The organism is Marinobacter mangrovi, assembly GCF_016798325.1.
Taxonomy (GTDB): Bacteria; Pseudomonadota; Gammaproteobacteria; order Pseudomonadales; family Oleiphilaceae; genus Marinobacter_A; species Marinobacter_A mangrovi.
The window spans coordinates 29,205-43,560 of sequence record NZ_JAERVO010000002.1 but is presented as its reverse complement, the minus strand read 5'-3'; the positions used below and the strand labels follow the sequence as shown (position 1 = coordinate 43,560).

Here is a 14,356-nt window from a genome sequence, read left to right as displayed (position 1 = left end):
CTGCGATCCCTGGCGCCTTTTATTCCTTTGGCGCCAGCTGAGGGGGTCGTCCCGCTTTTTTCAGGGTGGTGCCGGAAGACGGGGCCTCCGGCCTCGCCCCTTGCTGGCTGGTCCCCACGGGCATAATTTCATTGCGCCGGGTCAGGTTGTTCATGATCTGCGATAGCTCACCAGTGTGTCGCAAACGCAGCAGGCCCTTATTGAAGACCTTCTGTAACTTGGCGCCCCGGGGCGTTGCCCGGGTAAACAGCAGATGCAGCGACTGCTTGTGCAGCGGCTTTTCATTGCAGGTGATTTCGGCCCATCGCTCCGGCGGATAGAGCTCGTGAAGCATCGCAAATCCAACGGCCTTATCCTGGGGGTATACCTGGATACGCCCTTTCATCAGCAGGCGCATGTTGGTGGCATCGCTGGCAATGCGCATGATCTGCAGCTTGCCCTGCTTTTCCGCCGTTTCAAAAGCCTTGCCATAGTAATAGCCGAGCGTGCCGCCAATGACATAGCCACGCAGGTCGTCCACCGACGCCCAATCCAGGGGCGTATCGACGCGATGGAACAGAACCTGTTTGCCAGTAATGACCGTGTCACTGCAGAGATAGACATCCGCCCGATCCGGCGAGCAGTATGCTGGCATGAGGACATCGGCATCGCCTTCAAGGACCTGATCCTTGCTGCGTTTCCAGGGCTGGAAGACGTACTTGACCTGATAGCCGGCGTCGTTGAAGACGCGATCGATCACTTCCGCCATTGGGCCGTGCGGGGATCCCGATTGGATCACGTAGGGAGGCCAGTCGCCCGTCACTACCGTGACCATCCGTGATTCCATCGGTACGGGTTGCGCCTCCACGCCCACCGGCGCAGCCAGAAACCCGGCCCCCGCCAGTAACAACGCCGAACAGCGCCACATGAATATGCTCCAGGCTTGCCTCACTCAAAACTCTCTTCGATCCATGTGCACGCAAGACTCCCGGCGCACCTGACATCAGTGTAGCAACTTTGGCGGGCAAGCCTGTATCGCGGCACGTTACCATTTTGGCTTACTGGCGCCTTTCACGATCAATGCCCAGGAAAATTGTCCTGAAACGCCCCATTGCGGTCTAATACCCCAGCCACACCCTGACCTGCTGATACGCCTGACTCTATGCCCCAAGCCACATCGCCCCAGTCGACTGTCTCTGAAAGCGAGATCGAGCAGGCCATCCAGCTTGGCATTGCACGCTACTTCGAGGACTGCCGGACGCGGATCCCCGCCTTTATTGACCGCCACTTCCATTACCCCGGCGCTATCGAGACCAATCGGAAGGCGCTGGGATGGGACATGCTGCGCGCGCCCTTCAATCTGCTTTGGGCGCCGGTTTACGCCCTGGCGTGCCTCGTCAAGGTTCTGGTTCGACATCGCGCCGGACCGACGTGGCTGTATCGCTTGGCCGATCATGTCCCCGCCGGTTTTACCACCCAGGTGCAGCAGCACATCTCGGCCCTGATCCTGACGGATCTGTTGAACGACGGTCGGACCGGCTTGCTGCTGGAAGATTATCTGGTCGACGCCCTGGAGACCGTCTATTCGCGCCATGCCAGTGAGCCGGTTGATCGCCAACGCTTCACCACGCTGATCGAACCGTTGCTTGCCGATGCTCTCAGCCAGTACCGGATTACCCGCACGGCGTCCGCCGACATCACCAACAGCATTTCCTGCACGGTTTTGGGCGCGTTTGCGTTCCAGAAATTTACCCCGGGCGGGATCGGACTCGGTGTGGTGCTCGCCTCCATGCTGGCCAAGTTCATGGCGGCCAGGGACTTCATATTGGGTGAAACGATCGGCGGGTGGTATTACAGTTGGTTTCCACCGGAACCCACCCTGGCAACGACAGCCGGTGTCATGGTCGCGGTCATGGCCGCCCTGGCGGCGATTGCGGCGTTATCCGGTGTGATTTCCGATCCTGTTCAGGCAGCGACGGGTTTGCACCGCCGGCGCCTGAACAAGCTGTTGGATCACCTGGAAAGAGACGTGTCACTCAGCACCCAAAACAGCTTTCGCCCCAAAGACCAGTACGTGGCCCGGATTCTGGATATGTTTGACATGATTCGGTCGGGGTTGATTTAGCGGTTTATCTCAACGCCAGAAAACGAGAGCACGTCCATTCAAATTCAGCGCTCCGGAGCCGACGCATCCTGGTAGTCCCGAAGCACCTCCCGCAGGGAAAAATCATAATCCTTCAGATTCGGGTTTTCGGCGCGGGAGTATTGGGAGAAATCCACCCGATAAAGGCTGTCCGGTTCCTTTTCGATCCGCCCCAACACCGTCTGGACGTTCTCCACGTTGTCGCGCGTCACGATCAGAAGCGGCGTGTGGAATACCAGCCCCTGGTCCTGGAAATCCTTTCCGGTCAGGTAATCGTGGGCCAGGATCACCGCCCAGGCGCCCTCCACGTAGTGTCCGCCCGCCGTGACCGCCACTCGGCCGTCAGCCACCTGGCTCAGGGCCTGGGGATTGATGTCGTAGCCATTCACCAACACGTCACGCCCCGGCGTCCGTCCGGCGTCATCGAGCGCCTCTAGTATGCCGTTCGTCGTGCGGTAGTTGGCTGACCAGATCACGTTGACGGCAGGATAGCGACGCAGCAACCCAGCGGTGCGGACATAGGCCTGCTGAGCGCCCCAATCGGTGTAAAACACCTGTTTGAGCCTGGCACCATCGGTCGTTTCCGCCACCTGCCGCAGCCCCTCTTCCCGCTTGATGGCCGGGGCGTCCGCCTGGTATCCATTGACTGCGGCGATCGCAATCGGGCGATCAGAGTTGTTCTGCCGCGCCTGCTGAATCAGCTCCCGGGTAATCTCCATGCTGGAACCGGTGTCATCGGGAATCAGTTGGGCAATCCATTGGGGATTGGGACGACGAGGCGCTCCGAGCTGATCGTCGGCCAGACCACTGTTGAATAATATGCAGGGTGTTTCCAGGCGTTGGCACTGCACCAGGAAGTGGCCGGCCGTCCGGAGAAAATTGGGAAACAGCCACGCGTCGAAACGATCCGGCGTGCTCGACACCTGCTTGAGTTGACGCAGAAGCTTGAGCCGGTCGGCATCGGCATCAAACACCGTCAGTTGGGCATCCAGATCACCCGCGGCCGCCCGGGCAAACAGCGCCACGCGATTCCAGAACGGGGTATCGTCGGGAAGGAACAGAGCCACACGGGAACCGCCCCAGGCCGGCATCATGCCAAGCCAGAGCAGGATGACGAAAGATACGATTCGGGACACAGCCATACTCTTCTGTCGACAAATCTGCGCATGCCACAACATACGACGTTCGAGGGTATCCCTGCCTGCGGCCGGGTTGTACCGACCGACACATTGAAACATTTTGCTGTGATTGTTTACCCCCAATTATGGTGGAGCTCAGTGAGATGTCGAGGCGACCTTTCGCCACACAGGGAGAAGTCAAGAAGAGACCAACAGGGCGCCTGTTTGTGGGAAGGGAAAAGACCTATGGCCTGGCGGTAGGCTTTCGATCGGATTGGCGAACAGATTATTTCACAAAGCACCCAACCTTTTCTCACCATCAAGCACCCCTTGATCCTCAGGGGGAATGCCCTGCGCAAGCCGTTAAAAGTCTTTACGAGTCCATACCCCGTTTCAAGGATATATGCCTGCGTCGTCGAACGTACCCATCCGTATCTCCGTTGGCCCTTCACGAAACTGGACACCGACTTGACCAAGTGACTGAAATCAACATTTGGCCGATTCGGCATACTAAGATAAAGTCCAGGCCAACGATGGCGCTGAGACCCCATACCTGCCAACGGACTAAGCAGGGGATATGAAATGACAAGGACTTGCTTGATGCCCCAACTCCCTAAGAACATTACGTTCATCTTCAAGCTTCACTACCTGCCATCGATATTTCTCATATTATCGTTACCGGGATGCACGGCTGATTCACTTCCTTCAGCTGAGTTTGACGCAAGCCGAGGTCATTGCTATTCAATGACGCCCTTGCTAAAGACATTGCCGCAAAGCCCGATCCTGGGAAATTTGATCGAGAGCGAAAGGGGCTGCACCATCGACTCAGTCTGGGTCTCCTACACGGGCACCGGATCCTACGGCAACCCAACCTTCAACATATCCACCTACATTCTCGATGGTGATTCCCCTTTTGCAAGAGACTTTACGTTGGACGGCACCGCCGAGATATCAGGCCCATTTTTTCCCAAGGAGGCCAAATCTTCTTCCGGCGATAGCCGAATCAGGAGTCACAACAACTGCCTGAAGCACGGTGTCAAGCTAGGCCAAGCCCGGCCAATGAGGGACTTTGCAGTAGTAACTGAAGAGGCAGGCCATCTCGTTTGTATCTCTACCGCCACACTAAACGGAAAATTAAGAACCCTCCTCTCAATTCATCCCAGAGCAGATATGATGATGGAGATCGTCTATAGCCGAGAGTTTAAAAAAAGCAAACTTGATATCAATGGCTTAGCGATAACAATGCTTCCGATCGTTTCGGAGCTTAACCTTCCCTCCACAAGTTGGCCAAAGCCGCTCGGGAGCCCCCAATTCAAAGATCCAAGATAATGACGGACCTGTCTTCTCATAACGTTGCATCAAGTGATAGCAGTGGAGCACTCCTATTACTTTTACTGACTATAATAATAGTCGGACTATTCGTATTCTCCCGATATTATCTTAAACGCTTGAACAGCCGTCATGCGCTTAAGATGATGCTAAAAAAAGAGAATAGCATCAGAGATCTAACCTCCTACGAGAAATTTCAAATTAAAGACAGCTTTGACCGTGAGATTCGATCTAGACATCTTGAGGACTACCATAATAAATCAGGTAGTGTTGGCAGCCAGGTTTTTCGTGTAGAAGGCCCAGCTGAACAGCATACGATCAAGACGACACGAGGCATCATTTCTAGGTACTTGACAATAGGCGGGCTGGAGGTGCTTGTTCCCACAGCAGCCGAACCCTTCCTAAAAGATGATAATAACGACGCCGAGTTTGTGATGATTGGTGACCTTGCCTTTGTCATAGCTCTGAATGAAAGCCACAAGCTTATCGACAATAAAACTGAAAAGGATCAAGATTATTCCTCATCAAACATTCTGGGCGACTATCAAAATCAGAAAAGACTAGATCCTCTGATTTTATTAGAAAGTCATGATCCGTTGACCGGTTGCGGATACTTCAAGGATATTAAAGAAAGCAGACTATTGGCGTCAGACGTAACGTTCTATGACATTAACTTCAAATTGCTTTTCGGCCTTTACTCGGGGCTCATAATATTGCTTTGCGGGATTCCGCCTCTCCTGTTCCTCATTTTCGGAACCCTTTTTGGATATACCGAAAAAGCTCTCATTGTAGGCAATGATATTTTCTGGGACATGTGGCCATTTGGTGAACTCATCTTATTCACGCTTCCCATTTCTCTAGTCATCTTAATCATATACCAGCTGGCATCCGGACCAGGTTGTGCCATCATCTTCGACCAGACCCAAAAAAAGGTTCTGTTTTATGACAAATCCTCTGAAATATTATCGACTGACTGGAAAAATCTCTATTCATTGGTAGAGACGAAAGAATGGATGACTCAATATGGATGGCCAATGAGCGAAACGTTTCTTGAGCTGGCTTCAATGGATCGGAACTACGATGACAGAGCCTCAATACGTTTGAAGTTCTTTTCCACTAGTGCAGCTCTGGGTGCATGGCGAGCGATACAAGACTTCATGAATGAAGAAATCCCTCCCCTCGAGAGCAATAACCTGAAAAAGGACGGTCATATCAATGAGCCCGATGGCCGTTCAGAAGACCTTTCAGTCCTGAAAAAAACAGCCCGCGCCGTATTATACCCCCTACTGGGTGGACCAATACCTTACTGGCTTGCCAGCTGGATTACCCAGCGCAAACAGCAGACCATGTGGCGATACATATCTTCCCTCTCCAACGCGCAGAGATGACTTGATGATTATCAGAAAGGCCATTAAGGCTTTCTCAAGCACCTCAAATAAACACCCTTGGCCAGAAACCCTGCGTTTTTAGACCATCCCACGCAGTGCCCCAACGTCTTCTCGCACCATCTAGGAAGGGGGACGATACGGGCACCAACCATTCATGCGGAACGGACGCCACACATGCCCAAGCCAACCTCAATACGACAGCGCATATTCTACTGTCTGGCAGCGCCTATTATAGCACTTGGATTCATGCTTAACTCAGGCTGCGCTCTGACGATGAAAAATACTCTGGACACTGTTGGTGAGCGTGAACAAAGTGGCGAAGTCATCGTAAGGGATCTGGAAGAAGACTATCCGATCCCTACAAAGGTTTATGAGTTTAATGTCGAAAACAACTTCTTCTATTCACTGGCATTTCAGACATCCATTAGCACCGCTGAAAAAGGTGAAGGCGGTTTGGTTCGCATCCCCTTTAACGAGCTTACATCAACATGGAGTGAGGTCAGCGGTACCCTGAATGGAGACCCGGCAATATTTAAAGCCAGGCAGATAAAGACGGATTACGGTTACAAAGTTGAAGTCAGGCGGGAATACAGTGAGTGGTATGCGTATCCGTTCGATGTGATGGCCACTGTGATCACCCCCATCGATGCGACCAAGAATTTCGCAATAACATACTCAGCCATGATCCTATTTGCAATCTTCAATCCCTTCATAGATGCCAGCATACCGATATTCCCCCCAACAACGACGGGCTACTAGCTGGCTGAAGCGTCATATCTCCAGCAGTTTGCTGCAGATCCCGATCGACTTTGAGACCGATGTATTGGAAGCAGTACTGTATAGATTTAAGGATGGTTGAATATTCAAAAGGTATTCGAAGGTACATCAAATACAGATCAAGGTCATAGGATTGCCGGAGATGATTTCAATTATTTGAGAATCAGCGACCGATCAAACCGGCAGCTCGATGATCTCACCGACCACATCATTTTCGGTCACTACCAATCGCCCAACCGTGATAGGCAGCGTGAAACGCCGGGGGCCCGCGCCTCCGGGATTGAAATAAAGCACACCATCGACCCTCTCGTTCCGGGGTTTGTGGGAATGGCCGGCGATCACCACCTGATAATTGCCCTGCGGATCGAAATCGAGGGTTTTGACATCGTGGAGCATATAGATGGCGTGGCCGAGGCATTCCAACGCCTGCACATCGGGCAGCTCGGCGGCGCGGCCTGTTTTGTCGATATTGCCGCGAATCGCGACCACCGGCGCCAGCGCTTCCAGGGTGTCCAGAACCTCATCCCGCCCGACATCACCGGCGTGAAGGATCAGGTCAGAGCCCTCTAAAATGTCCAGGGCCTCCGGGCGTATTTTGCTGTGAGTGTCTGCGATGACGCCGATGTGCATGCTGTTGCCGTGTTTCGGTTCGATCTTATTTGAGAGTCTGATAACAGGGACGATCAACGTTCAGCAACCGCCACGTAACAGCCTAACTCATCTTAATGGCCAGCCACAGCGCCAGGCGGCGTCACCAGCGTCCCGGAAAATACTTTCTCAAAGAACGCCAGCACCCGCTGCCAGCTGTCCTCCGCCGCGGCTTCATCGTAGCGGGAACGTAATGGCGGCAAGGCGCCCAGCTTTTTAAACACGAACGTCTGGTGGTTGTTCATGAAGGAATGGCCGACGTTGTCGTAGCTCTTGATGTCATGCGGGATGCCCAATGCTTCCATATGCCCGGCCAGCCGGTCGCCGTGACTGCCGTAGATCATATCGGCTTTGCCCCAGCCGCCCACTGCGGGACAAATCCCTTTAATGGCCTCAGCCTGCCTGGGAATGCCGCCATAAAACGGCGCCACCACCTGCACAGGCGCCCGGCTGGCGTACAGCACCGCGAACCGACCGCCCATACAGAAGCCCATGACACCCACCTGACTGATGGGTTCCTCACGCTGTTCCAGCAGCCATCGACGGCAGGCTTCCAGTTGGTCAAAGGCTTCGCCTTTGCCGCTCTCATGGGCTTTCAGGGTTTTAACCACGCACAAGGGCTTGCTCGCCGGCAGGTCATACAGGTCGGGCACCAGCACCGGATAACCATTGTCCGCGAGCCGTCGGCCGATCCGCTCAATGTCGTCGGTGTAGCCGAAGATATCGTGAATGGCGATGATGGCAGCCTGGTGAGGGTTGGCCGAAGCCGGGCGGATCCAGCGGGCGCGCATGGCGTGGCCTGACGGCAGGGGAATAGCAACTTGCTGTTCAGTCATGGCATTTCCGTCGCTCTGTTCGGGTCAGTCAGAGCGTATCCAGCCCTGGCGGAAGACGCCACCCCAGGAGGATATCAGGCCCATTGTGCCAATCCCTGGCTATTCGCTGCGGGCGGCCGGTTGATCCATCGGGAATCAACCGGCCCTTGTCATGCGAGGACATGACGCCCTAATGAGCGCCTCAGTGGTGATGCCCACCCGGCCCATGCACATGACCGTGCGAGATCTCTTCCGGCTCAGCATCACGCACTTCGATGACTTCAATATCAAAGGTCAGGGTTCGGCCGGCCATCGGATGGTTCGTGTCCACATCGGCAAACTTGTGGCCGACCTTGGCGATGACCACATGGCGTGGGCCCTGTTCGGTTTGCACCTGGGCAATCATGCCGGGCTTCCAACGCTTGGCACCGCGCAGGTGTTTGATCGGCACGCGCTGGACCGCATCCGGCTTGCGCGGGCCATAGCCTTTCTCGGGAGGCACGGTCACGCTGAAGGTCTCGCCGGCGTCGCGGCCCTCCAGGGCCTCCTCCAGGCCTTTGATAATGCCGCCGTGGCCGTGCAGGTAGGCGTTCGGTTCACCGTCTCGGGAGGTTTCGACGACATTGCCCTGCTCATCACTGACGCTGTAATGAAACAGGACGACCTGATTCTTTTCGATTGGCATAGGGTTCTCCGCGCCGGTTCTAGGGAGGCCATTATAGCCGGCCATGGCGCTGACTCCAGTGACTCCCATAGACAGTGACAGATCGCCAAGTCCGCCTGGCGCCGGGCCACTGGGACAGTGGCCCGGTATACCTACATGACGGCCGGATCAGACTCGGCCATCAGCTCGGAAATTCTCGCATCGGCCCGCTTTTTGGCGGGACGCTCCAGCAGCGGAGTAACGTAGGCCTCGAATTCCGGCCTGCGCGGAATCACGCTGAAAGCCATCCCGAAGTTGAGCAACGAAGCCACATAGACATCCGCGGCACTGAAACGGTCACCCGCGATACAGGAGCGTCCATCCAGCCAGTCCGCCAGTGCGTCATAAGTCATCTCGAACGACCCATAGCCAAACTGTCGCTGCATCTCGGCCGTATCGACTTTCCAGCCGGCGGCATGATCGGACATGGCCGGTTCGGCGCAGGCGGCGGTAAAGAACAACCAGCGGTAATAGTTGCCACGATCAGCCGGTGCCGGCGCCAGGCCGGCCTCGGGGAAGGCGTCGGCCAGATAGGCGCAGATCGCCGCCGCTTCGGTCACTACCACATCGCCGTGACGGATGGCGGGCACCTTCCCCATGGGATTGATGGCCAGATAATCGGGAGATTTCATGGTGGTGCCGAACCCCATAACCCGGGTCTCGTAGGGCTGGCCCACTTCCTCCAGCATCCAATGCACCGTATTACCGCGTGACTGGGGATTGGTGTAGAAAATCAATTCCTTGCTCATGGTGTTCTCCTTCCACTTGGTGGGTGTCAGGAGACTCTAACGCTCACCACTGTCAGTTTTTGTCAGCAGCGTTTTTCGCCATTCCTTCACCATTTGGTGACGGCGTTTGGGCGTTCTCTCGGGCAGCATACTGGCCCCGAGGATGCGATCAACACGGAAGTGGCGGTAGGCATTACGCAGCTCACACCAGGCCGTCAAAACACGTGTGGAATCGAAGAAACCCACGTTCACAGGCCACACCACCCGCTCTGTCCTGGCCCCTTCCTGATCGGCATAGACGAGGGCCAGCTTGCGTTCCTCACTCAGGGCCTGACGGATCAGGGGCAGGTCTTCCCGCTCCGGCGGCTGCCAGTTGGGGACAACCACCAGAGCATCGTCCTCAAAGCGAAAACGCAGTTCCGCTGGCAACACCGCCCCAATCTTTGCCATGGCGTCCCGCGCCGCCCGCCCCATGGGACCGTCGGTGCGCTGCCCGGCCCATTTGAGGCCCAGCGCCAGGGCCTCGATCTCCTGAGGCGAGAACATCAGCGGCGGCAACAGGAAGCCCGGCCTCAATACATAGCCCATTCCCGGTTCACCCTCGATCTCCGCCCCCATGGATTGCAAGGTGGCGATATCCCGATAGAGTGTGCGCAAGGAGATTCCGGTTTCCCCCGCCAAAACGGCACCACTCACCGGCCGGCGATGGCGTCGAAGAATCTGGAGGATGTCGAAGAGGCGTTCGGTTCTGGACATAGGCGCGCTGATGCTTTTGATGAAACCTTGCTCGGGATCCGTTTCGGTCTCTAGGGAGCTTATAGATTCTATACCGGGATGCCACTTCCATTTCAGGGTGATCAGGCCCTGGGTGATCATGGTGCAGTCGCGTCTTTCATGCCGCGGGCGCCACGCATGTCTTACCCCATTCTGGAAGGTCGCTCCGACACCATCCCCAGCCGACTCCAGCAGCGGCTGAAGGCGACATCAGCTACGCTTGATAGACAGGATTTGGCGATGAGCCAGATCGCCATTGTCTGGTTTCTTCATAGCCCGATCGATCGACGAGGTGATTGTGAGCAAACACGAAAAACGCCCTCTGTACATTCCCTACGCCGGCCCCTCCCTCCTGGAGATGCCGTTGCTGAACAAAGGCAGCGCGTTCACGCAACAGGAGCGTCGGGATTTCAACCTGATCGGCCTGCTGCCCAATAACGTCGAAACCATCGGGGAACAGGCAGAGCGAGCCTACAAACAGTACGAATTATGCCAGACCGATCTCGACCGGCATGTCACCCTGCGCGCGATCCAGGACGACAACGAAACGCTTTTCTTCCACCTGCTGGAAGATCACCTGGAAGAGATGCTTCCGATTATCTACACCCCGACCGTAGGTGAAGCGTGCGAGGAGTTCTCCAACATCTATCGCAACCACCGCGGCCTCTTCGTGTCCTATCCCGATCGGGAGCACATGGATTACCTGCTGCGCAGCGCCACCAAGGACAACGTGAAAGTCATCGTGGTGACCGACGGCGAACGCATCCTGGGCCTGGGCGACCAAGGCATCGGCGGCATGGGCATCCCCATCGGGAAGCTGTCGCTGTATACCGCCTGCGGCGGGATCAGCCCGGCCAACACGCTGCCCATCGTCCTGGATGTGGGCACCAACAACCAGGCGCTGCTCGACGACCCGATGTACATGGGGTGGCGTCACAAGCGCATCGGCCAGAAGGAATACGACGATTTCGTGTCCGCCTTCATGACAGCGGTGCAGCGCCGCTGGCCCAAGGCCCTGGTGCAGTTCGAGGATTTTGCGCAGACCAACGCCATGCGCCTGCTGAAGCAATACCGCGACGAAGCCTGCTGCTTCAACGACGACATCCAGGGTACCGCTGCCGTATGCCTGGCCACATTGCTGGCCGCGTGCAAAACGAAGGACGAAAAGCTCAGCGACCAGACGGTTGTCTTCCTGGGCGCCGGATCCGCCGGCTGCGGCATCGCCGAACAGATCATCGTCGCCATGACCGATGAGGGTGTGTCAGAACATGAGGCGCGGCAACGGGTCTACATGGTCGACCGTGACGGACTGCTGACCACTGATATGACCGGCCTGCAGGACTTCCAGTCCGCCCTGGCCCAGCATCCGGAGCGAATCAGGGACTGGTCAGGGCGAGAGCTGATCGACGTGGTGAAGGAAGCCAGGCCCACCGTGCTGATTGGCGTCTCCGGTCAACGTGGTCTGTTCAGTGAAGACGTGATCAAGACGATGCATGCGAACTGTGCGAAGCCCCTGGTGATGCCGCTGTCCAACCCCACCTCCCGGGTCGAGGCCACACCCGACGACATCCTGGCCTGGACCCAAGGCGAAGCGCTGGTCGCCACCGGCAGCCCGTTCAAGCCGGTGAAGCTGAACGGCCACAGCCACCCCATTGCCCAATGCAACAACGCCTATATCTTCCCGGGCCTGGGCCTCGGCGTCGTTGCCGCCGGCGCCACCCGGGTGACCGACGCCATGTTGATGGCCGCGGCCAATGCCCTGGCGAAACAGGCCCCCATCGTCCAGCAAACGGGCGAACAACTGTTGCCCAGCCTGGCCAGCATCCAGGACATCAGTCGAGTGATTGCTTTCGATGTGGCCAAGCAGGCACAGGAAGAGGGTTTTGCCTTGCGCTCCGACGATGACACCATTCACCGGGCCATTGAAAAGAACTTCTGGCGGCCTCGGTATCGGCGCTATCTGCGGCGGGCGATTTAACGGCGAAACCTGCCGCACGGCTGACCGGAAAGCGTGTTATCGAGCCAGGCTCAGCGCCCCGGTCTGCTACCGTTCCGGTGTTATCAGAATCTTGGTCACAGAAACGATCCAGCCTTTCAGAACATCCCCGGGACCGTGCCATACTGCCCCATGCCAACGATCAGGAATGCCTCAAACCAAGAAAAAAGGAAGAAACGATGAAACCTGAAACCCTTGCCCTGCACGCCGGCTTCAGCGGCGATCCGACCACTCACGCGGCCACCACCCCGATCTACCAGACCACCTCCTACACGTTCGACGACACCCAGCATGGTGCCGACCTGTTCGACCTCAAGGTCCAGGGCAACATCTATACGCGCATCATGAACCCCACCAACGGGGTGCTGGAAGAGCGACTGGCCCAACTCGAAGGGGGTGTGGGCGCGCTGGCCGTGGCGTCCGGGATGGCAGCGATCACCTACGCCCTGCAAACCATCTGTAAAGTGGGCAACAACATCGTCAGTACCAGCCAACTCTACGGCGGCACCTACAACCTGTTCGCCCACTCGCTGCCGAACCAGGGCATCGAGACCCGATTCGCCCCGCACGATGATTTCGACGCGGTGGAAAAAGCGATCGACGACAACACCCGGGCCCTGTTCTGCGAATCCATCGGCAACCCGGCAGGCAACATCGTGGATATCCAGCGCTGGGCTGAGATTGCCCACAAGCACGGCGTTCCCCTGATTGTCGACAACACCGTCGCGACGCCATTCCTGTGCCGCCCCTTCGAACACGGCGCAGACATTGTCGTCCACTCCCTGACCAAGTACATCGGTGGCCATGGCACCACCGTGGCCGGTGTCGTGGTGGATTCGGGCCAGTTCGACTGGGCCGCCCACAAAGACAAGTTCCCGATGCTCAACGAGCCGGATCCGTCCTACCATGGCGTGGTCTACACAGAGGCGTTGGGTGCCGCCGCGTTTATTGGCCGCTGCCGGGTGGTGCCGCTGCGCAACACCGGCGCCGCGCTGTCGCCGTTCAACTCGTTCCTGATCATGCAGGGGCTGGAAACCCTTGCCCTTCGCATGGATCGGCACTGCGAAAACGCCCAGAAGGTGGCGGAATACCTGGAACAGCACCCCAACGTGGAATGGGTCAACTACGCCGGCCTGACCAAGAGCCCGTACCACGCCACCTGCCAGAAGATATGCGGCGGACGTGCCTCAGGCATCCTCAGCTTCGGCATCAAGGGTGGCCGTGATGCCGGCGCACGCTTCATCGATGCCCTGCAACTGATCTACCGGTTGGTCAACATCGGCGATGCCAAATCCCTGGCCTGCCACCCGGCCAGCACCACCCACCGCCAGCTCAACCCCGAGGAGTTGGCCAGCGCCGGCGTGAGCGAAGACCTGGTGCGACTGTCGATCGGCATTGAACATGTGGATGACATTATTGCCGACGTCACCCAGGCGCTGGAGAAGGCCTGCGGCTGAGGTCGCTGGAAGCATCCTGCCACCTTGGCCCTGCCGAGGTGGCAGTCATTACCCCCCGTAGGCGCGCTGATGCTTTAAATCACTGCATCCGACCCGGACGTTTTGCATAGGAGTGCAAAGAGCCGAATGGCCTCATCCGGGCCAGCGAGCTCTTTGATATGGAGATCAGGGACAAAAACATTTTGTAAATCAAGAGTCCCCGGAAAACAGGCACAGAACGCCACGCCACAACGTTTTATAACGTTGGCGAGTCGATGTGGATAGTCGCGGAAAACGTCAGCCGCAATCCGTCCCGATGGTCACCGCGCTTTCAGCTTAACCTGCTTTGAACCTTGAGCGTCGTATTGCCCGCTTTTGCCCTTGTCGACGTATTCAATAGACCCACCGGCCTTTAAAAAAGCAGCCGTCTGTTCCTCGATCATGGCCGTCGTCAATGTCGCCTTTTCGGGTTTCTTGCTCATGGTATTCTCCGGGTTAAGGGTTGGCCGATTCACCAACCTC

The 14,356-nt window shown here is 56.8% G+C and carries 14 protein-coding genes; 6 read left to right on the top strand and 8 right to left on the bottom strand.

The features are described 5' to 3' along the window. Positions 1–19: 19 nt before the first annotated feature. Positions 20–907 carry a substrate-binding periplasmic protein gene (locus JL474_RS06195; RefSeq protein WP_203141359.1) on the bottom strand — a complete coding sequence of 296 codons (888 nt, stop codon included), beginning with the start codon at positions 905–907 and terminating at the stop codon, positions 20–22. 234 nt (positions 908–1,141) lie between these two features. On the opposite strand from JL474_RS06195, the gene JL474_RS06190 reads away from it, so the two are divergent. Then, entirely contained in the window at positions 1,142–2,104 is a 963-nt protein-coding gene (locus JL474_RS06190; RefSeq protein ID WP_203141358.1) for a DUF6635 family protein, read from the top strand. A gap of 44 nt (positions 2,105–2,148) precedes the next feature. On the opposite strand, the gene JL474_RS06185 is transcribed toward JL474_RS06190, so the two are convergent. Continuing rightward, positions 2,149–3,258, bottom strand: a complete 1,110-nt coding sequence (locus JL474_RS06185; protein ID WP_203141357.1) for an ABC transporter substrate-binding protein — start codon at positions 3,256–3,258, stop codon at positions 2,149–2,151. A gap of 582 nt (positions 3,259–3,840) precedes the next feature. Here JL474_RS06185 and JL474_RS06180 point away from each other — a divergent pair. From JL474_RS06180 to JL474_RS06170, 3 genes are all read left to right on the top strand, one after another. After that, complete coding sequence (locus JL474_RS06180) at positions 3,841–4,569, top strand: hypothetical protein (RefSeq protein WP_203141356.1); 729 nt, start codon at positions 3,841–3,843, stop codon at positions 4,567–4,569. Then, on the top strand, positions 4,569–5,957 hold the full coding sequence (locus JL474_RS06175; protein WP_203141355.1) for a hypothetical protein: 1,389 nt from the start codon (positions 4,569–4,571) through the stop codon (positions 5,955–5,957). The genes JL474_RS06180 and JL474_RS06175 overlap by 1 nt, the downstream gene beginning before the upstream one ends. Positions 5,958–6,131: 174 nt before the next feature. Continuing rightward, a complete protein-coding gene (locus tag JL474_RS06170) occupies positions 6,132–6,716 on the top strand; it encodes a hypothetical protein (protein WP_203141354.1) in 585 nt (194 codons plus the stop codon). A 192-nt stretch (positions 6,717–6,908) separates the two neighbouring features. On the opposite strand, the gene JL474_RS06165 is transcribed toward JL474_RS06170, so the two are convergent. From JL474_RS06165 to JL474_RS06145, 5 genes are all read right to left on the bottom strand, one after another. Then, a complete protein-coding gene (locus tag JL474_RS06165) occupies positions 6,909–7,364 on the bottom strand; it encodes a metallophosphoesterase family protein (RefSeq protein ID WP_203141353.1) in 456 nt (151 codons plus the stop codon). 92 nt (positions 7,365–7,456) lie between these two features. Continuing rightward, the gene (locus tag JL474_RS06160) at positions 7,457–8,218 is read right to left on the bottom strand and encodes a dienelactone hydrolase family protein (protein WP_203141352.1); all 762 of its coding nucleotides are present in this window, start codon (positions 8,216–8,218) and stop codon (positions 7,457–7,459) included. Positions 8,219–8,399: 181 nt separating this feature from the next. Beyond that, positions 8,400–8,882 carry an FKBP-type peptidyl-prolyl cis-trans isomerase gene (locus JL474_RS06155; RefSeq protein ID WP_123636646.1) on the bottom strand — a complete coding sequence of 161 codons (483 nt, stop codon included), beginning with the start codon at positions 8,880–8,882 and terminating at the stop codon, positions 8,400–8,402. A 131-nt stretch (positions 8,883–9,013) separates the two neighbouring features. Further along, on the bottom strand, positions 9,014–9,649 hold the full coding sequence (locus JL474_RS06150) for a glutathione S-transferase family protein (RefSeq protein WP_203141351.1): 636 nt from the start codon (positions 9,647–9,649) through the stop codon (positions 9,014–9,016). Positions 9,650–9,685: 36 nt separating this feature from the next. Then, positions 9,686–10,504, bottom strand: a complete 819-nt coding sequence (locus tag JL474_RS06145) for a helix-turn-helix transcriptional regulator (protein ID WP_203141350.1) — start codon at positions 10,502–10,504, stop codon at positions 9,686–9,688. Positions 10,505–10,694: 190 nt separating this feature from the next. Between JL474_RS06145 and JL474_RS06140 the strand changes: the two genes are divergently transcribed. Further along, on the top strand, positions 10,695–12,380 hold the full coding sequence (locus JL474_RS06140; RefSeq protein ID WP_203141879.1) for an NAD-dependent malic enzyme: 1,686 nt from the start codon (positions 10,695–10,697) through the stop codon (positions 12,378–12,380). Positions 12,381–12,577: 197 nt separating this feature from the next. Beyond that, complete coding sequence (locus JL474_RS06135; protein WP_203141349.1) at positions 12,578–13,855, top strand: bifunctional O-acetylhomoserine aminocarboxypropyltransferase/cysteine synthase; 1,278 nt, start codon at positions 12,578–12,580, stop codon at positions 13,853–13,855. Positions 13,856–14,154: 299 nt separating this feature from the next. Here JL474_RS06135 and JL474_RS06130 read toward each other — a convergent pair whose 3' ends face one another. Beyond that, positions 14,155–14,316, bottom strand: coding sequence for a hypothetical protein (locus JL474_RS06130; protein ID WP_203141348.1), 162 nt, complete (start codon positions 14,314–14,316; stop codon positions 14,155–14,157). Between the last annotated feature and the right edge of the window lie 40 nt (positions 14,317–14,356).

Coding starts and splice junctions, on each gene's coding strand:
- JL474_RS06180 (WP_203141356.1), top strand. CDS start 3,841: ATGCCCCAACTCCCTAAGAACATTACGTTCATCTTCAAGCTTCACTAC.
- JL474_RS06150 (WP_203141351.1), bottom strand. CDS start 9,649: ATGAGCAAGGAATTGATTTTCTACACCAATCCCCAGTCACGCGGTAAT.
- JL474_RS06160 (WP_203141352.1), bottom strand. CDS start 8,218: ATGACTGAACAGCAAGTTGCTATTCCCCTGCCGTCAGGCCACGCCATG.
- JL474_RS06175 (WP_203141355.1), top strand. CDS start 4,569: ATGACGGACCTGTCTTCTCATAACGTTGCATCAAGTGATAGCAGTGGA.
- JL474_RS06130 (WP_203141348.1), bottom strand. CDS start 14,316: ATGAGCAAGAAACCCGAAAAGGCGACATTGACGACGGCCATGATCGAG.
- JL474_RS06135 (WP_203141349.1), top strand. CDS start 12,578: ATGAAACCTGAAACCCTTGCCCTGCACGCCGGCTTCAGCGGCGATCCG.
- JL474_RS06165 (WP_203141353.1), bottom strand. CDS start 7,364: ATGCACATCGGCGTCATCGCAGACACTCACAGCAAAATACGCCCGGAG.
- JL474_RS06195 (WP_203141359.1), bottom strand. CDS start 907: ATGTGGCGCTGTTCGGCGTTGTTACTGGCGGGGGCCGGGTTTCTGGCT.
- JL474_RS06145 (WP_203141350.1), bottom strand. CDS start 10,504: ATGATCACCCAGGGCCTGATCACCCTGAAATGGAAGTGGCATCCCGGT.
- JL474_RS06155 (WP_123636646.1), bottom strand. CDS start 8,882: ATGCCAATCGAAAAGAATCAGGTCGTCCTGTTTCATTACAGCGTCAGT.
- JL474_RS06190 (WP_203141358.1), top strand. CDS start 1,142: ATGCCCCAAGCCACATCGCCCCAGTCGACTGTCTCTGAAAGCGAGATC.
- JL474_RS06170 (WP_203141354.1), top strand. CDS start 6,132: ATGCCCAAGCCAACCTCAATACGACAGCGCATATTCTACTGTCTGGCA.